14 protein-coding genes are annotated in these 17924 nt (G+C 51.6%); 6 read left to right on the forward strand and 8 right to left on the reverse strand.

Going from position 1 to position 17924, the window contains the following annotated elements; genetic code table 11:
- The first annotated feature begins 3 nt into the window (after positions 1-3).
- From ACVB80_RS07000 to ACVB80_RS07010, 3 genes are all read left to right on the forward strand, one after another.
- Positions 4-1305 carry a YhfT family protein gene (locus tag ACVB80_RS07000; RefSeq protein ID WP_481080562.1) on the forward strand — a complete coding sequence of 434 codons (1302 nt, stop codon included), beginning with the start codon at positions 4-6 and terminating at the stop codon, positions 1303-1305.
- A gap of 65 nt (positions 1306-1370) precedes the next feature.
- The gene (locus tag ACVB80_RS07005) at positions 1371-2528 is read left to right on the forward strand and encodes a YhfX family PLP-dependent enzyme (protein ID WP_481080563.1); all 1158 of its coding nucleotides are present in this window, start codon (positions 1371-1373) and stop codon (positions 2526-2528) included.
- 1 nt (position 2529) lies between these two features.
- The gene (locus ACVB80_RS07010; RefSeq protein ID WP_481080564.1) at positions 2530-3777 is read left to right on the forward strand and encodes a phosphopentomutase; all 1248 of its coding nucleotides are present in this window, start codon (positions 2530-2532) and stop codon (positions 3775-3777) included.
- 227 nt (positions 3778-4004) lie between these two features.
- Here ACVB80_RS07010 and ACVB80_RS07015 read toward each other — a convergent pair whose 3' ends face one another.
- Together ACVB80_RS07015 and ACVB80_RS07020 are read right to left on the reverse strand one after the other, a co-directional pair.
- Complete coding sequence (locus ACVB80_RS07015) at positions 4005-4397, reverse strand: universal stress protein (protein WP_481080565.1); 393 nt, start codon at positions 4395-4397, stop codon at positions 4005-4007.
- 141 nt (positions 4398-4538) lie between these two features.
- Positions 4539-5024 (reverse strand): VOC family protein, encoded by a 486-nt coding sequence (locus tag ACVB80_RS07020; RefSeq protein WP_481080566.1) that lies wholly within the window; start codon positions 5022-5024, stop codon positions 4539-4541.
- A gap of 421 nt (positions 5025-5445) precedes the next feature.
- Here ACVB80_RS07020 and ACVB80_RS07025 point away from each other — a divergent pair, with 421 nt between their 5' ends.
- The gene (locus ACVB80_RS07025; RefSeq protein WP_481080567.1) at positions 5446-7119 is read left to right on the forward strand and encodes an ABC transporter substrate-binding protein; all 1674 of its coding nucleotides are present in this window, start codon (positions 5446-5448) and stop codon (positions 7117-7119) included.
- Between the two features lie 142 nt (positions 7120-7261).
- On the opposite strand, the gene ACVB80_RS07030 is transcribed toward ACVB80_RS07025, so the two are convergent.
- The 6 genes from ACVB80_RS07030 to ACVB80_RS07055 all read right to left on the reverse strand — a co-directional run bounded on the left by ACVB80_RS07030 (position 7262) and on the right by ACVB80_RS07055 (position 14863).
- Positions 7262-7690 carry a CesT family type III secretion system chaperone gene (locus tag ACVB80_RS07030; RefSeq protein ID WP_481080568.1) on the reverse strand — a complete coding sequence of 143 codons (429 nt, stop codon included), beginning with the start codon at positions 7688-7690 and terminating at the stop codon, positions 7262-7264.
- Positions 7690-8673 (reverse strand): YopT-type cysteine protease domain-containing protein, encoded by a 984-nt coding sequence (locus tag ACVB80_RS07035; RefSeq protein ID WP_481080569.1) that lies wholly within the window; start codon positions 8671-8673, stop codon positions 7690-7692. The genes ACVB80_RS07030 and ACVB80_RS07035 overlap by 1 nt, the downstream gene beginning before the upstream one ends.
- Before the next feature lie 170 nt (positions 8674-8843).
- Positions 8844-9833, reverse strand: coding sequence for a helix-turn-helix domain-containing protein (locus ACVB80_RS07040; RefSeq protein ID WP_481080570.1), 990 nt, complete (start codon positions 9831-9833; stop codon positions 8844-8846).
- On the reverse strand, positions 9830-12904 hold the full coding sequence (locus ACVB80_RS07045; protein ID WP_481080571.1) for an efflux RND transporter permease subunit: 3075 nt from the start codon (positions 12902-12904) through the stop codon (positions 9830-9832). Before ACVB80_RS07045 ends, ACVB80_RS07040 begins: the two co-directional genes overlap by 4 nt.
- A complete protein-coding gene (locus ACVB80_RS07050) occupies positions 12901-14007 on the reverse strand; it encodes an efflux RND transporter periplasmic adaptor subunit (protein ID WP_481080572.1) in 1107 nt (368 codons plus the stop codon). The genes ACVB80_RS07045 and ACVB80_RS07050 overlap by 4 nt, the downstream gene beginning before the upstream one ends.
- 7 nt (positions 14008-14014) lie before the next feature.
- On the reverse strand, positions 14015-14863 hold the full coding sequence (locus tag ACVB80_RS07055) for an ABC transporter six-transmembrane domain-containing protein (protein WP_481080573.1): 849 nt from the start codon (positions 14861-14863) through the stop codon (positions 14015-14017).
- Positions 14864-15222: 359 nt separating this feature from the next.
- On the opposite strand from ACVB80_RS07055, the gene ACVB80_RS07060 reads away from it, so the two are divergent.
- On the forward strand, positions 15223-16014 hold the full coding sequence (locus ACVB80_RS07060; RefSeq protein ID WP_481080574.1) for a hypothetical protein: 792 nt from the start codon (positions 15223-15225) through the stop codon (positions 16012-16014).
- Positions 16011-17924 (forward strand): DUF3857 domain-containing transglutaminase family protein, encoded by a 1914-nt coding sequence (locus ACVB80_RS07065; RefSeq protein ID WP_481080575.1) that lies wholly within the window; start codon positions 16011-16013, stop codon positions 17922-17924. The genes ACVB80_RS07060 and ACVB80_RS07065 overlap by 4 nt, the downstream gene beginning before the upstream one ends.

Below are 17924 nucleotides of genomic sequence, written 5' to 3' on the forward strand. Positions count from 1 at the left end.
ATTATGGACATCATGAACTTAGGCCTGGTGGCGCTGCTGTGTGCAACCACCGCCCTGATCGCTAACATGAGTGCGGCCGTGTTCCATGACGGGATCCGCCCGATCCTGCCTCAGCTGTTTGAGGGTAACATGACCCGCCGTGATGCCGGTTCGGTCGCTTTTGGCCTTTCTATCGGCTTTGTAGCATCCGTGGGTATTTCGTTTACCCTTTCCACCGGGTTGCTCAATCCCTGGCTGCTGTTTCTGCCGACTGACATTATCGGTGTACTTGTAGGCAGCCGTCTGCTCGCCGCGGCGGGTGGCGCTGTCTGGGGGATCCTGGTGGTGACTTCGCTGACAGCCGTCAACACCGTGCTGACCGGCCTGCCAATCGATGCGCTGGGCGCTCTGGGCGAGTTGGGTACACCGGTTATGTCTGCGTTTGCGCTGTTCCCTCTGCTGGCTATTTTTTACCAGTTTGGCTGGAGAGCCGGTGCAGTCGCTGCAGTAGTTGTGCTGCTTTCGCGTCTGCTGGTGATGAAGTATACCGGTATCTACCCGGAGTCGATTCAGATCTTTATTGGTATGCTGATGCTTATTCTTACCGCCGTTCGTAAAGACCTCAGTGACCGGAAAAATGGCATCGCCCCTCCGGATATGTCCGGCATGCACAGTATTTTTGACGAGCGAACCAAACGTATCGTGAAGCACCTGCCGTTTCTTGCGCTCACCGGGGCATTGATTGCCGCTGTCTCTAATGCAGGAATCTTTGCCGGCTCGGAAGTGTCCATCTACTCACTGGCAGACGCGTACAAGATAACTGATCCTGCAGAACATGATGCCGCTATGAAGCAGGTTGCCTTGTCTGAGTTTATGCGTGGTCTGGGCTTTATTCCGCTGATCGCAACCACGGCTCTGGCCACAGGGGTATACGGGGTCGTTGGTATGACGTTCGTCTTTGTGGTGGGTTACCTCTCTCCTAACGTTGCTGTTGCCGCAGCTCTCGGTGCCGTCACTATCTGTGTGGAAGTAATGCTGCTGCGCAGTGTTGGCCGCGTACTGGAGCAGTTCCCGTCTATCCGTAATGCGTCTGACAATATCCGTAACTCGATGAACACCCTGATGGAGTTTGCGCTTCTGATCGGTGGCGTACTGGCGGTGATGAAAATGGGCTCCACAACCGGTTTCACCATCTTCGCCATGTTCTACTTCCTCAACGAAGTGATGGGCCGCCCGGTTCTCAAGATTGCCGCACCGGCGGTAGCCGCCATCCTGACCGGTATCGCGCTAAACCTGCTGTACGTTTTTGGACTGTTTGCAGTTTAACCTTCCCTGGTGTCAGCTCTGCTCCCCCTGTAAGGGCTGACACCGCTTTCTGTTGAGATGTCGATATGTTTGTAAACGCATTACAAAAGCACAATCCTGCCCTGATTGACGCTGCGTTGGCTTTGCACGCGCAGGGTAAGGTGTTGCCGGACAGCTATGTATTAGACCTCGATGCTTTCGTGGCAAACGCAAAGGCGATCAAAGCTGAGGCGGATAAATACGGGATCGCGCTGTATGGCATGACCAAGCAGGTTGGCCGCAACCCTTATCTTGCAAAGCTGCTGGTTGAAGAGCTGGGCTATGAAGGTATTGTTTGTGTCGATTTTAAAGAGGCCAGGCTGTTTGCCCGCCATGGTGTAAAAATCGCCCACGTTGGGCATCTGGTGCAGCCGCCGGAAGCGATGCTCGGGCAGTTGATGACGGAAATTAAGCCGGACGTGGTGACGGTGGTCAGCCTGGATAAAGCCCGTTCACTTTCAGAAGCCGCGCAAAAAGCCGGGCGGGTACAGGATGTCCTGCTTAAGTTTCTGGCTCCGTCAGACATGCTCTATATCAACCAGGAGACTGGTTTTCCATTGAATGAGCTGGAACTCGTAGTGGATGAAATCAGGCGGTTACCCGGGCTGAACATCGCCGGGCTGACTCACTTTCCCTGCCTTTTGGCTGAAGGTGAAAGAACAGAGCCGACCCCAAACGCCGCTACTCTGGGTGAGGCTGCCAGACGGTGCCGGAACCTGGATATAGAGCTGACCCAGCTGAATCTTCCGTCGCTCAGCTGCGCCGCGTCTATGCCGGTACTGGCGGAGCTTGGCGCCACACACGCAGAGCCAGGACACGCCCTGACGGGCACCACGCCACTTCATCAGTATCCGGCGGCCCAGCCGGAACAGATTGCGCTGCTCTATCTCAGTGAAGTCTCTCACCATCACAATGGCAGCAGTTATTGTTATGGCGGAGGGTATTATCGCAGGGGCCACGCAACCCATGCGCTGGTTTGGCCCGGTGCAGGAGTCGGTGCAGTGTGTGAGGTTTTTAATGAAGACCTGGCCAGTATTGATTATCACCTGAAGCTGACAGCTCAGGTGCCGGTCGGCTCTCCGGTGATCATGGCATTCCGTACCCAGGTGTTTGTCACCCGAAGCGATTTGGCTGTTGTCGCCGGTATTCAGAGCGGGAAACCACACCTGATCGGGATATGGGATGCGCTGGGAAATGAGGTGTAACATGGCCAGGTTTATCGTTGTGGTGTTGGATGGGTTTGGTATCGGGGAAATGCCTGATGTTGCGGAGGTTCGCCCTCAGGACCTCGGGGCGAACACGGCCGCCAAACTGCTTAACCACTTTCCCCTAAAACGCCTGCCGGTTCTCGAAAAACTCGGGCTTATAAACCTGGTTCCGGGAACCGCCAGCGTGATGTGTGAAAATCCGGAGGCTAATACGGGTGTGGCTCATCTTGCCCACCACGGTGGTGATACCTTTATGGGCCACCAGGAAATCATGGGTACCCGGCCGGTAAAACCACTGGAGATGCCGTTTCAGCAGGTACTGGAACCGGTTGAACAGGCCCTGACCGCAGCCGGTATTTCCCACCGGCGGATATGGAAAGAAGGCCTGGCAGCACTGGTGGCTGAAGAGGCTGTGGTGATAGGGGATAACCTGGAGGCGGATCTGGGTCAGGTTTATAACCTCTGCGCCAGCTTTGACCTGCTGAGCTTCGATAAGGTGCAGGAGATTGGCGCAGTCGTGCGCGGAGCTAATCCCGTTGGGCGAAACATTGTGTTTGGCGGCTTTGTTGGCAGTGTTCAGGTCATCACAGATGCGCTGGAAGTCCGCCCGGATAAGTCAGGAAAGCCCGCTTTCATAGGCACCAATACGCCGGATACCGGGGTATACGAAAACGGTTTTGAAGTAGTGCACCTTGGTTATGGCGTTGACCGTCTGACCCAGGTGCCACACCTGCTGAAGCAGAAAGGGATCACGACCTGGCTGTACGGCAAAGTTGCGGATATTGTGCAAAATCCGGGTGGTGTGTCTTACTGCTCCCTGGTCGATACTGATCAGCTGTTCGCGCTGCTTCATCAGGATCTTACTCAGCACAGTGAGGGTTTTTTTTGCCTGAATGTTCAGGAAACCGACCTCTCTGGGCATCAGCAGGATCCGAGGCAATACTGGAAAGTTCTGGAGCGCGCAGATGCAGGCCTGGGTAAGGTCCTGAGCCTGATGAATCCGGAAGACGTGCTGGTCGTAATGGCCGATCACGGCAACGATCCTTTTATTGGCCATACCCGGCATACCCGGGAGAAAGTCCCGTTGCTGGTTGCCCGGCACGGCCTGAAAGGATGCGCTTTGGGAACGCGCAGCAGCTTGTCAGATGTGGGGGCGACCGTGGCTGGTTTCTTTGGTGCTGATGCTCCTCAGCATGGAGAATCGTTTAACGCACTGCTTTGCCCGGTGGAAGAAGTCGCCGGGTGAGCACTTTTGAGCGGGCTGAACCTGAAGTTCGGCCCGCTCTGAGAAGTTTTCAGATATCCCTGTGGCTGTCCAGCCACTTCATCAGCTTATCGGCAGAACCGGCCATCTGCTCCAGCCCGGCCTGATCCCACTCTTCAAAACACTGCGCCATATAAGGCCCAAAGTTCCCGTTTACCTCTGCGACTTTTTTCAGTCAGTGCAGGAGACGAGGTCTGACTCATATACATTCAGTCATCTGCCAGATGAACCACAAGCAGGTCAGCCTCAACCGCATTCACCATTTTCGGAACAGAAGAGAACAGGCGGCTCGAAACTTTATGATGGTGGCCACAGACCACCAGATCGAAGCCAGACTTTTTCACCAGCCCTGACAGCCGGATATGAAGGTCACCGATAACAACCATGGTATCCGTGACCGGGTAGTCGCATTGTACGGCGAGTTCCTGCAGCTTTTGCTGGCATTCCTGTTCTTCTTTGGGAGCCATCACCACCTTATCGACAGCCACATACACAAACGAGAGTTTGCCACCGGATTCTTTCGCCATTGAAACGGCTTTATTGATCACTACCCGGCTGGAATCTGATAAATCAACGGCCACTAAGATGTTTTTATAGCTCATTCTTCTCTCCTGCTTGTCAGCCTCAAAGAATTGTTGCGATGGTTACTTAGAGTGTAGGGCTGGTAAATGGATAGCGCCTGTTTTAGCCGAAAACAAAAAAGGACCGGCGCTGAGCCAGTCCTTGGTGATGAGTTCACGCAATTACTCGTAATCTGAAGCGTAAGTCTCTTCATAGGTGTGCGAGTACAGCTCAAACAGGTTGCCGAATGGGTCTTCCAGGTAAACCATTTTCGCTGGTTTGCTGTCGTCTTCAGGGTGGTAGCGCATGATGTCCATACGCACTTTACCGCCGTACTGCTCAGTGCGTGCGATCACGCCTTCAAAATCATCGCTCTGCAGACAGAAGTGGAAAATACCAATACGGGAGAAGTCCACTTCGTGGCGCTGCTGGCGTTCTTTCATCTCGAACAGCTCAACGCCGATGCCATCAGTGGTCACCAGGTGCGCAATGTTAAAGCCTTTAAAGCCTTCACCGAATACCGCGATACACATACGGCCAATGGCGGTCTCACGCTCTTCGATAACCTTAGTGTTATCCATCACAATCTTAAGGCCCAGCGCTTTGGTGTAAAACTCAACTGCCTGAGTCATATCGCCCACCATAATGCCAATGTGGTTCATCTTCATAATCTGCTCCGGTTTTGAAATTGGGTTTGTTGTTTGTGTTGGTGGGGAGAGTATAGGGAAGGAGGGTGATTACATGAAATTATCAATATTTATTCTGATAATAACAATGCGTTATGGCTTTGCATGACCACAAGGAAAGACTGCACACTCGTTATGTGGTGATAAGTTGCTCGCAAAATACACAGTTTCCTGTTGTGGGGCGGTCAGGGCGAATAGTGGTTTAGTTTCATCATTCTTAACGATTTTTCGACGTACTTCGCCTTCTCAGTTGTGGAGTAAAACAAAATAACTTTGTCTGAATTACAAATTATCACCTGTTTTACGAATTGCATTAAGTTTCTGTTTTTATTTGATTTTGATCGACTTGAGACGTTACGGATATGACGATACCTTGGTCGAAATTCAATCACAGGACGTAATCATGAAAAGAGTTTTGTTTTACAGTTCAGTCGCGGCTGCGGTGATGGCTTCTGCTTCGGGTGCCTGGGCTCAGGATGTTTCTTCCATGTCTCAGCTGACTATTATTCCCAACCACAACGCTTCTCTGATCCGTAATTTCAACCCGTTCGCGGTGGCGCGTCTGCACACGGCCCGGGACTTTATCTATGAGCCTCTGGTTGTTTTTAATGAGCTGAAGGGGAACATTCCTGAATATCGCTTAGCGACGGATTCACGAATGAGCGAAGATCTGCTGAGCGTGACCTTTGATCTGCGTAAAGGGGTTAAATGGTCGGATGGGGAAGAGTTTAATGCCGATGATGTGGTGTTTACCTTTGAACTGGTAAAAGCCTTCCCGGCTCTGGATGATCGCGGCATCAACGATAAGATCAGGGCAGTGGAAAAGGTCGGTCCCTACCAGGTGACTTTCCATATGAACGAAGTAAACACCAATGGTACTTACGAGATCGTTCAAATTCCAATTGTGCCTGAACACCAGTGGAAAGACGTGAAAACACCGGCGGAGTTTACCAATGAGAATCCGGTAGGTACCGGTCCGTTTACAGAAGTGCCTCAGTTCACTTCAACGCTGTTCCTGCAATGCCGCAACCCGCATTACTGGGATAATGACAACCTGGATGTAGACTGTTTGCGCGTGCCACAAATGAACCACAATGATCAGGTATTACGTGAGCTGATGGACTCCCGGATTGACTGGGCTGGCTCGTTTATTCCGGATATTGATCAGACCTTTATGAAAGCGTCGAAACACCATGGTTACTGGTATCCGCCTGCCGGTACTCAGGCGTTTGTGTTCAACTTTGACTCCAAAGACAAGGTGAAGTATCAGGTCCTGACGGATGTGCAGTTCCGGCGAGCGTTCTCAATGGCACTGGATCGTCAGATGCTGATTGATGTTGCCAACTACGGTAACGGGGTGGTTAACGATTTTGCGTCTGGGCTGGGGTATGCGTTTGAGGCCTGGTCTGATGAAGCGGTCCATAAGAAATATCAGACGTATATGACCTACTCAAAGGACAATGCGAAAGCGTTGCTGAAGAAGGCTGGGTATAAGGACACCAATGGTGATGGTATGCTCGAAACGCCGGATGGTAAGCCATTTGAGCTGGTTATCCAGTCCCCTCAGGGCTGGACTGACTTTAACAACACCGTAATGCTGGCCGCCGAACAGCTGCGGGAAGTCGGGATCAACGTAAAAGCCAGAACGCCGGACTTTTCTATCTACAACTCGTCAATGCAGTCAGCAGAGTACGATATCGCGTATACCAACTACTTCCACGGGCCAACGCCGCATAAATACTGGGACAGCGGCTATCACTCCAGGTTGCAGGCTTCTGAAGGAATGCCAAGGTTCGCTATGCACCACTGGAAAAATGACAAGCTCGATACTCTGTTAGACAGCTTCTACAAGACGGCAAACATGACGAAGCAGAAAGATATTGCCCATGATATTCAGCGAATCATCGCCGAAAATCAGGTGACAGTGCCAGTGTTGTCAGGGCCAAACTTCTACCAGTACAACACCACCAGGTTCACCGGCTGGTGGACAAAAGAGAATCCGAAAGGACGCCCAATGATCTGGGAAGGCACACCAGAGCGCCTGCTTCATGTGCTGGATCTCAAGCCACGGAGTTAATCGGACAGGTTGAAGTGTTTTAGCCGTAATTTGCCCCGGTTCCGGTCGGGGCTTTTTTTATGAGACAGAAGCTGTTTTGAATGGCATCGTTGTTGAGGTAAACGGCCCGCTACAGGGCCGTTCTATCTAATTTCAAAGAGACTTAAACCGAGATCATATGCGGCGCAGAGCGCGTCAGCGAAGGTGCTGGTTGCTCGTCGTTAACATCGGAAAGTGCCATTTGCTTATTGAGCATATCTTCGGTAAAGCGTTCCAGCCACGCTTCAAGCTCAGCAATGGTCAGAGCGGAAAGTGGTTGCTGTGACCAGAGTACCGCCATATCTTCCTGTTGAGAGAGGATATGAGCAGGCCAATATTCACCAAACAGGTTAATCTTTGCAAGCAGCTCAGACAGTGGATTGGTTTTGCCAAGCTCGGCGTAAAGCACCATCCACTGATCGTGGTACTGGGTGAAGTGGACCTGATGTTTGTTGTCGATCAACAGACTGTAAATACCGTCTTCTGAAAGTGGCGCATCGACGCCGATTTTCTCAAACAGGCTTTTTACCAGGTGGTCAAAGGTTGCGCTCATTAGTGATTAGCCTCCATGTTTACAATGGTGAACTCGCCGTACAGGCCAAACTTAGGGAAGTCGTAGCCGGATTTGGGCCAGAAGTCCTGGGTAAACCAGTTGGTGAAGTCTTCTTTACTGGTAAATGAAAACTCACCAAAGTTAGGGTCAAAGAAAGCCACGCCTTTGTCATCAACATGAGCGGCGACTGCGTGTGCGTTGCCTGGGCCGGTCAGACCGATCTTTTTAAACAGTGATGATTTAGGGCCGTTATCGACGATTTTTGCTGCCAGTTCAGCGGCGCCGTTTTTCCCTCGTGTAGTTGTTCCGCGTACCCGCGCCAGTGCACCCAGTTCACGGTACGGAGAATCGATACCGTTGCCTCTCAGCCAGTTTTCGGTAACGGTTTCCTGGTTCTTGTCCAGCATCCCATCAGTCTGAAGCTGAGCGACGGAGCCCATCATCTCCGGTTTCAGCTTACCCTTGTCACTCGCTGCGCCACTTTCAAACAGCATTTCTCCCAGGTTGCTGCCCTCTGAGCGCGCTTTCATCCAGTGTGCGCTCAGCGCTTCACAGCAGCCGCCGGAAGTGTTGGTGTCTTTCATAATTGCACTTTTTACAGTGCCGGTAACCTGAGAAAACTGCTGGGTTACGCTGCCGTTATGTTTTTGAGCAGAGTTACGTACGGATTTTGTCTTGCCACTGACTACTGTATGCATGATGCGATCTTTCAGTGTCAGCACAGCTGTTTTGAATTTTTGCAGTTTTGAGCGTGGCTCTGCACTCTGTTCTGTTGAAGCGGCACTGAGAGAATGCGAAGCCAGTGGTGCCGGATTAGCAATCGCCTGTCCGTCTTTCATCTGCAGCATCAGATTGCGGATCTCATCGGGAGTCATCTGTGTGGTCACAGATAGACCAGCAAGTTTTCCCTGACTCTGAGGCTGGCTGATCGGGCCTGAAATAGTCGGGCGGCCAACCGGGGAAGTATTCATTACACCTTGCATCTGTTCTCCTGAACCTGTTTTTCTGTCTTAGTATGCAGAGCAGGTTAACCGGAGCAGGCTGACAAGGCTGTTAGTAATGGTCGTTGTTTTATTAATTAGCCGGGGTTTCGTTGCGCTATTGGGGAGGGTTGGCTGAATGTTGATTTGCAACCCACTGTTTTCTCCCGGCTTTAGTTCTTTGATGCCTTAACCACCGGTGCCTCAATCCGAAGCACAATCCCCCCGGTTATGGAGTTATCCAGTTCCAGAACCTGCTCAACACAAAGCCCGTCCCAGTCCGGCAGTAAGCCCATTTTTTTACCCTGTTTCTCCATTCCCTCCAGGGCGGCAAGGTAGCCCATGTCCGAGACGATATAGCATTCACACACCAGGTATTCACCAGCGGGTACGTTTTTGTGATCGGGAGAATCGGGGACTGGTTCACACCACTTACCCAGCCAGTGATATTCGTCATTCCAGGGTTCTTCCAGCATTTTGACAGGAGTAAGCATAGCCAGGTCGCAGATCTTATCGCCGAGGTGGTCACACAGTTCGTCAAAACCTGCGTCCGGCACTTTTTCAATACGGATCGCCCGCTGTTCAAACACTTCGATCCGGCACGGCAGGTTTTCGGCCAGCTGGATCTCCAGTGGCGCTTCATCCGGAGAAACGCGGTGGGCAAGGGGTTCGAGCACCTGTTTGAGTTCAGGAACCGTGCCACTGAGGCCGATGGTTTTGACGGCTTTGGCGGTCAGGTTGAGTTCCCGTTTCAGGGCTTTGGCAAGTGCCTGAGACGAGGAAAAACCGCACTCCAGCGCGATATCGGTGATCTTCATATCCGGAGATTCGAGCAGCATGGAGACGGCCCACTGCAATTGTATCCGGCCCAGATAGCTTCCGGGCGTTTCGTGAAACACCCGGGTGAACTGACGGTGGAAATGATACGGGGAGATAGCGCTGCGCTTTGCTATCTCCTGCCAGGTCAGCCCAAACTCGTCTTCTGAGTGCATCAGATCCAGTGCGGTTTCAAAACGCTTACGCTGATGGCGTGGCAGATTCTTCAGCAGTGCGTATTCCGGCACCAGCATGTAGGGCGTTCCATCGGTCATTAATTCCTGCTCCAGGGGCAAGTCAGCATCTGCTACTACCATGCCCATGGAAGCGGGGGATTGCAATATCATTGTGCGGTCACCACTTGTTTCCTCTGTGTCTTTTGTCTGCTGGTGATCCCGAGCAGTACCGGGATCAGTATCAGGGTGATGGTGGTGGCAAACAGCTCACCAAACACCAGTGAAACCGCTGCCGGCTTCAGGTACTGGGCCTGCTCGGCACTCTCGCTCAGCAAAGGCAAAAGCCCGCACACCGTGGTGATGGTGGTAAGGAATATTGCCCTAAAGCGGCTGGTGGCTGCGGTGATCAGCGCTTCTTTGAGTGCCATTCCTGAACGGTAGTAACTGTTAAAACGGGTTATCAGTACCAGCGAATCGTTGATCACTATGCCAGTCATCGCCATCATGCCAAACATAGACAGCAGGCTGACCGGCAGTCCCATGATGCCGTGGCCAAAGATAGCCCCGGCAAAACCAAACGGGATCACCGCCATGATGATAAGCGGCTGCCAGTAAGATTTGAGCGGCACAGCCAGCAGGATGTAGATAAGCAGCAGCGTCAGCAGCATCGCCTGTTTAAAGCCATCCTGCACTTCGCCTATCTCTTCAAACTCACCCGCTGCCCGGATGGTCACCCCAGGGTATTGCGCTTCGATCTGAGCGATTTCCGGTTCCAGTTGTGTGAGTGTCAGTTCCGGCGCCTGTATCCGGCGGTTCTGACTCCAGTATAGGTTCACCACCTGGTCGCGGTTGCGCCGGTGCAGTACCTCTGGTTCCCGCTCGTATTTGAGCTCTGCCACATCGCCGAGTATCACGGTCTGGCCATTTTCCAGAAATACCGGGGTGGTCAGCAGCTGTTCCGGACTGCGTCTCAGCCTTTCCGGGTAGCGCAGGATCAGCCTGGTTTCCTGCCCCTGCTCAAGAATGCGGTGGATCTCCCGCTGGCCAAAAGCTTCTCCGGCAAGTTTGGCTATCCGGAACTGGCTCAGCCCAAGCTGACGCCCAAACTCATTCAGCCTGATCCGGATTTGTTTCTGGCCGCCTTTGCCATCGTCGTAGACATCTGAGACGCCGGGCAAGCCGGTAAGTTTGTCTGTCAGCGCTCGGGTCGCTTTGCGGGCGAGCTCTCTGTCCATAGCAGAGATGGTCAGCAGGCTGCCTCCGGCGGGGGACTCAGCGCCGGAGAATCTGACCGAGTATGCGCCTTCAAAATCTCCGGATTGCTCGCGCCAGTTGTCGAGCAACAGGTTGGCGGGCAGGGCGCTCAGCGCTTCATTGCTGAGCTCTGCGGTCACTTCGATTTCGCCATAGCCGTCCGAGTAGGCCAGCAGGTTGGTGAACAGCTGTTTGGTAAGCCTGTAGTCCTGCTCATGTTCAGCTGCGATATGTTCTGCGCTGCCGGTAAGCCGGTTGAGGGCCATCTCCTGCAGAGGAAGCGGCGCTCCGTCTTCGAGTTCGACCTTAGCGGTGATATAGCGGCCGGGGATCTCCGGGAAGATCGCGCTGCGGATAGCTCCTGTGCTCCACAACCCGTAAGCGAGAATAATAAAGGCACCAAAGCTGAGCAGGGTGGCGGTTTTATTGCCAATGGCCCACGTGAGCACCGGCTGATAAATGCGGTCGATAAACCACTGCAACCCACTCTGGGCCCGGCGTTGTATCGCTTTGATCAATCCCGGTGTCTTTGCTTCCCTTCCGGTCAGGTGTGAGGGCAGAATAAATTTGCTCTCGACCAGGGAGAACAGCAGCGCCAGGATCACCACCGCAGAAAATCCGGCCAGCACTTTGGCGAGTTCGTTGTTGATCCACAGCATCGGCGAGAAAGCCGCGATGGTGGTCAGTACCCCAAATACCGTTGCGACCGATACCGATTTTACTCCATTAAATGCCGCTTCCTTTGGCGCGATGCCACGGCCCCGCTGAGAATAAATGCTTTCTCCGACGACTACCGCATCATCAACCAGTATCCCGAGCACCAGGATAAACCCGAACAGGGTGATGTCATTGATGCTGTAGTCAAACACCTGCATGGTGCCCAGGGTTCCGGCCAGCGCGATGGGAATGCCCAGAGCGACCCAAAATGCCAGTTTAAGCTCAAGAAAGATCCCCAACAGCACCAGTACGATCAGCAGGTCCTGCCAGGCGTTATCTCCAAGGCGGCTCAGCTGGTCGCTGATATAGGGGGCCATATCTGCCATGGTGGAGAGCTGAATATCCTCAGGCAGGCGGGGGCGCAGCTCATCCAGGGTTTCTGCGATGGCGTCGCTCACTTTCAGCAGGTTATCCTGCTGGGCTGTACTGACCAGCAGTGCGATGGCCGTCTCGCCGTTATTGCGGACAATCGCTCCTTCTTCCTGATAATCCCGTTTAATGTCCGCCACATCACCCAGCTGAACTGAGCCCTGTGGGGTAGTTATTAGTGGAATCGCGCTGAGTTTTTTAAGGTTATCGGCATAGCCGTCACCACGCAGCACCAGACGTCCGGTGGTGCTTTTCAGCTCTCCGCTGCGCGCTTCCAGCGAGCTCTGTTCGATGGCCTGTGCCACCTGCTCCAGGTTCAGGCCAAGGTTTTGCAGTTTGTTGAGATTTGGTTCGATGATCAGCAGTGCCTGACGGCTGCCCCAGTTAGAGACTTTAGCGATCTTCGGGTGTTTTTTCAGTGCCAGTTCAACCTGGCGGGCAACGGGCTGAAGTTCGCTGTCTGTACGCTGCCCTGAGACGATCACAAACGCTGCCAGATTGGTAAACTCCTCGCGGGTGATCTGCGGCTTTTCAGCCTGTACCGGGAAGCCCTCAATTGCATTGACCTGATTGCGGATATCCTCGACCAGTTTATCCAGATCGGCGGATGCGGTTCTGCGCACCCGTACGCTTGCCATGCCCGTACTGGACTGACTGACAATCTGTTTGATGCCCGATACACCGCTGATGGATTCTTCAACCTGCTGGGTAATACTCTGGTCGATTTGAGTTGCGGTTCCGCCCGGGTAAGCGACATTAATCACCAGACTGTTTGGCGCGATTTGCGGGAATGATTCGACCCGCAGCTGACCAACAGAAAGGACACCGGCGGCGATGATCGCTACCATCAGCAGGTTGGCCCCTACAGGGTTGTCGATAAACCATTTGGTCAGCCAGTTCATCGAGCCACCTCAACAGGCGTTACCTGTAATCCAGGCTGCATTGAAAGCAGTGGATATATGACGATCTGGCGGGTCTGTGGTTGCGTATTTTCAAACCGGACCCAGACGTGCTCCGGGTGTTGTTCCAGTATCCGGACACGCTCTTTGACCAGTTGGTTGTTTTGCACGTACCAAACCTCTCCATCCCGGGTCAGCGCGCTGACCGGCAGCTGCATCGTATTTTCGACCTGTGGCATCTGAACGAGCACTTTTACCTGCTGGCCAGGCAGCAGGCGGGGTGAGGTGTGATACGGTCTTGCGACACTCAGTACCACCTCCCTCTGACGGGTGGTGTTTTGGGCGACCGGAGTGACGTAGCGAACGCTTGCCGGCCAGCTCTGGTGCTGACGGTCTTCGACAGTGATTTGTGGCTTCCCAAGCGCACTGGAGAGTTTCTGCCACTGGCTTTCGGCAACTGGAAGGCTGACATCCAGGCTGTCAGTTGAGGCGATGTTAAACAGTACCTGGCCCTGTTCAATGTGTTGAGCCGGGCTGATTAAGCGCTTAAGGATCACCGCATCAAATGGTGCATGGATTTGCGCGTCTTCCAGCTGCTTTTGAGCGTTTGCCTGGGTGCTTTTGGCCTGAGCCAGTGCGGCTTTGGCGGCGGCGATTTGAGGCTCTTTACGCGCGTAGGCGGAGCTCTTTTTACCGCTCAGCATTTTAAGCGCGACGGTTTGTTCATGTTGCTCGCGCAGAAGCTGCAGTTCGGCATGTTTCAGCTCACTATCCGCCTGGGTGAGTTGGGCTTTGAGCTGAGTGGTATCCAGTTTTGCCAGCAGTTCACCTTTTTGTATCAGGGTGCCGGGTTCTGTGTTTTCGGATAACCAGTTCAGTTCGGCCGTGCTTTGGGCTTTCAGTTCGCTTTGCCAGCGTGGTGATGTCGTACCCAGCAGCGTAAGTGTTGGTGAGAAAGGTGCAGCGCTGACCTTAACCACGCTGACCGGCCGGGGCGTGTCAGGTTGCTCTTTGGCAGTGACCGGCTCCGGCCCGGTGAGGACCACCAGAGCGATGGCTGCAGCGATCAGCAGGAGTCCGGCAATAATTGGCAGCAGACGTTTCACAATCAGATTACCTCAGGTTAAGTCGTTCGCTGATCTCACTCAGCCGGGAAAGGGTTTGCAGGGTGACTGGCAGCAGGACCGCCGCTTCAACAAACTCCAGCGAGTAAGTAACAACAGAAAACAGCTGACCGGCACTAGGTGTATCGAGCCGGGTGGTCAGCATCAGGTTGGTAAGAACAAAGCCAAACAGCACCAGAAATACAAGTCCGTAGAGCACGGCTTCGGTATCGGAGAGTTTGACTTCCCTTGATTTGAGCTTTCGCAAATGGGTAAAGAGCCCGTTATGGGTCAGTGCGCTCAGCACTTTGACCTGGCGCTCCATCTGGGTATTGAGCGCGGCATTCAGGCTGATAAAGGACTGATGAAACAGCGCATAGGTGGCAAGCATGACTGTGCCTGCAACCCCGGCACTGACCGCGAGCCAGCTGCTGAAACTTGCCAGCACCACGACGGTTACGATCAGCTGGATAATCGCAGTCAACAGGGGAGGCAGATCGTTTTCCAGAAAATCGACCAGTTCACGGGACATACTCAGTCGCGCATTGCGTGTGGTGACGGGGTGCTCACGCAGCAGGTTATCCGTCTGAAGCCCGATCCTGACCCGGATTTCTCCATAGATGCGGGTATCGTAAAAACGCCGCGCCACCGCGACCAGTACCAGCACGGTGATCACGGCGGCCAGTACCAGCACATCGTCAAATCGCCCGGCCATCAGGCTGTCTATTGAGTAGCCGATAAACAGCGGCAGCAGTGCCATCAGCAGGTTTTCAACTACCACCATCAACCAGGTGATGCTTATTTTGCGTTTATGGCCGGAAATGATGGCGGAAAGGGAAATGCGGCTGGCGGAATCCACGTGGGTTCTCCTGATAAAAGTCTCAGGCGAAATTATTGCGCGATGCGGATTAAAAAAAGTGTCTCAGATTGCGGTATGGAGGACGGTGGCAGATTTGAGAGTTGTCACGATATTAATCCGTCAGTTGTTGGTGATTTTGCCATATTGATGCAATGCGTACCGATGCCATTTTGACCAGTTGGGCTGACCAGATAGGGGATGGTATTGGTATACAAAATTGAACCAGCCTTTTCCAAAAGTTGTTAAACTGAAGCCGGATCGTTTGGTCTTGCGTTTTCTTAAGTCTAACCGGTTGCCTGAATGTAAGCTTAGTCTCATATTTTAAGTTTGGCATATGAACCGATTGACTGATAGCCCTCGTGAATGGTTTAATTGATGGTTTCGTATTTACCACCAATAAAAATAAGATGTCTATATTCAACGTCACATCATATATACCTTCTTCAGGAGATGGTGACTCTCCAACACTTCGTACTACTTGTTCAACTTGCCCACCCATTAATGTACTTGCCGAAGTAACTGTTTCAATACAAGGGTGGTATGGCAGGATAAAGAATGCTTCTACTCAAGTTTCCAGGGTAGGAAAAACTAATGGGTACAACCTGGTTAAAAGATTCCTGGTATTACCGGCAATGATATTGCTGGCACCGGTTGGGTGTGTGTCAACAAATATAGTCACGCACGAAAATTACGTAGAGAACAGTATTTACAGAAGTGAAACGCCATCATTTACGCTTGAGTTTTCCGGCGGAACATGGAAAAGAGCAGCCAAAGGAAGTTATACAGACGGTACTTCTGTGGTCGAGTTCTCCGGACCAATGGAAGAAAGCTATGCTGCGGTCTACTCCTACTCTAGGAAATTTGATCTGAATGAACTGATAGATGGGAGAGCGACAACAGATTCTGTTATCACAACTGCCACTCCCGATTGCACTGAGTCCCGGTCATTTGTAGAGGGTACGCTCCGAGTATCCGCTACTCTTAGCTGTCAGGTAAAAATGTATGGCAGGTACGCACTTGTAGTTAATAAGTTTATTGAAACGGATACTGGTTATATTGAGTTGATGTTAGTACAGGACTCTGTCACTCAGCCCTTTGAAAGATGGGCTGATACTTATTACAAAACAGCAGAGGGCTTTAAACCACTATGACTAATAAATGGAAGCTTCAACTATGCTGGCTGGCCGCTTTTTGCTCCTTTTATGCTTTTGGTCAGGAACGTTCTGTAGAACTTAAACTAATTGAACAAAACTCTGAAATTGAATTTGCAAAGGCGTTTGTTAAGCAATCAAATAAACCGAATGAGCTGACCGTAATTCGTTCACATGATACTTACTATGTAACGCCAAAACATGTGACTCACAAAAAAACAAAGATTGTTTACTTTCCCGACTTTAAGGCTATAGAAGATTATGGGCCTGGCTGGATTTACTATGACAATCATACGCAAAAAGTACGTATTACGTCAGCAGCTTCAGTTTCTCCTGATGGCGAAGTGGTTCACATTACCCAGGACAAGCTAAAAGAGGTAGATACTGACAGCTACAATACATTCAGCTCGCAAAAGGAGATATTACTGAATATTCCTGCCATCGTCTCAGGTGGTCTTACCGTTGTCGAGTATGAGATCACGACAGATAGAACCAAACTGGAAGCGGACTGGTGGGATGTACGATATCTTGAAAGCAACTATCCGACTAATGAACTAAAAATCAGCGTTGAATGGGGTGCTGGTGAGCCAGTGCCATGGAAAGTAAGTTCGGGTAATGTTCAGTGTCAGCAGGGCGCCGGTAAACTTAGCTGTGAAGGCTATCAGATTGATGGGTATGAAGGTGACGTAAGTTCTCATTGGAGAGATCATGTCGGCCGTCTGGAGCTTGGAGGGGTGCCTGAGTGGCAAAATGTAGCAGATGCAGCTGCACTCAAGATGAATAAAGGAGCTTCCCAGCTTGGCTCTGCAAAAGATGTATTGGCCAACGTGATAGCAACGGCAAGAAATACGGACGACAAAATTGAAGCGATTTTGGCATTTATAGCTCGCGATATCCGATATGTTTCTATGTCTGACTATGGGCATGCGTATACGCCACACACTATTGGGGAGACTCTCAGTAATCGCTATGGAGACTGTAAAGATAAATCTGTATTACTGAAGTGGATGCTCGGAGAGATTGGCATTAAAGCTGACCTATGGTTGGTTTCAGTGTACCGGACCAGCACTGCAAATGCTCTTCTTCCTTCAATGGGAACTTTTAATCACGTTGTTGTTTGTTTTTCAATGAATGGAAAAGATTATTGTCTTGATCCAACAGATATGCAGTCACACTGGCAGACTATTCCGCGCTGGATCCAGGGGAAAATTGCATTGCCATTGACTAAGACAGCTTCTTTGTCTCACATTCCATTCAGTGATTACCTCTGGCAGGCTGATTTTATCAGTCATATAGAATTTACTGATGAGGGGGGGCTAAAAGAGCATCAATGGCGGTCTTATACAGGGGCAAACGCGAGCCATTATCGTGGGTGGTTGAGTAACAAAAAGTATCGGGATCAGAACAGCGCTATGACAAAGGAATATCAATATATAGTGGCTGAGAATGGTGAACCACAGTTTTGGGTGAATGGATTGACAGATATGAATAAATATCTGGTGATCGAATCTCAGGCTGACTTTGACTCACTAATAGATGTTTCCGAAGACTTGTATTATGAAGAGTCTGACTCATGGGTGGCTTATGAGTTGAGTGAACTTAAGTTAAAGAATGAAGCTCAGGCAGAACACTTTAAAGGCTTAAAACTGATTTCCCGGCATAATTATGACACCAATGGAGTATGGGATGTTTGGGCTAATGCAGCTGAGCTGGATCTGAAGCACAGATTTGGTTCCCTTATCCGGGAAGTATATAAGTCCTCGCCCTCTAAAGTGGATGTTATTACACGGGTAGAGATCCCTGCCAGAGTGGTGAAAGCATCGGAGTTAAAAGAGTTCAACCAATTTCTGGAGGTTCTGGAAAGAGAGTCGACAGTCCGGCTGAAAGGTAAGGTAACCCCAAAAAGGTAA

The sequence above is a fragment of the Vibrio sp. 9-16B-A1 genome, assembly GCF_056726165.1.

Excerpts from the sequence above, each read along its gene's own strand:
- ACVB80_RS07000 (WP_481080562.1), top strand. The coding sequence starts at position 4 with ATGGACATCATGAACTTAGGCCTGGTGGCGCTGCTGTGTGCAACCACC.
- ACVB80_RS07005 (WP_481080563.1), top strand. The coding sequence starts at position 1,371 with ATGTTTGTAAACGCATTACAAAAGCACAATCCTGCCCTGATTGACGCT.
- ACVB80_RS07010 (WP_481080564.1), top strand. The coding sequence starts at position 2,530 with ATGGCCAGGTTTATCGTTGTGGTGTTGGATGGGTTTGGTATCGGGGAA.
- ACVB80_RS07015 (WP_481080565.1), bottom strand. The coding sequence starts at position 4,397 with ATGAGCTATAAAAACATCTTAGTGGCCGTTGATTTATCAGATTCCAGC.
- ACVB80_RS07020 (WP_481080566.1), bottom strand. The coding sequence starts at position 5,024 with ATGAAGATGAACCACATTGGCATTATGGTGGGCGATATGACTCAGGCA.
- ACVB80_RS07025 (WP_481080567.1), top strand. The coding sequence starts at position 5,446 with ATGAAAAGAGTTTTGTTTTACAGTTCAGTCGCGGCTGCGGTGATGGCT.
- ACVB80_RS07030 (WP_481080568.1), bottom strand. The coding sequence starts at position 7,690 with ATGAGCGCAACCTTTGACCACCTGGTAAAAAGCCTGTTTGAGAAAATC.
- ACVB80_RS07035 (WP_481080569.1), bottom strand. The coding sequence starts at position 8,673 with ATGCAAGGTGTAATGAATACTTCCCCGGTTGGCCGCCCGACTATTTCA.
- ACVB80_RS07040 (WP_481080570.1), bottom strand. The coding sequence starts at position 9,833 with ATGATATTGCAATCCCCCGCTTCCATGGGCATGGTAGTAGCAGATGCT.
- ACVB80_RS07045 (WP_481080571.1), bottom strand. The coding sequence starts at position 12,904 with ATGAACTGGCTGACCAAATGGTTTATCGACAACCCTGTAGGGGCCAAC.
- ACVB80_RS07065 (WP_481080575.1), top strand. The coding sequence starts at position 16,011 with ATGACTAATAAATGGAAGCTTCAACTATGCTGGCTGGCCGCTTTTTGC.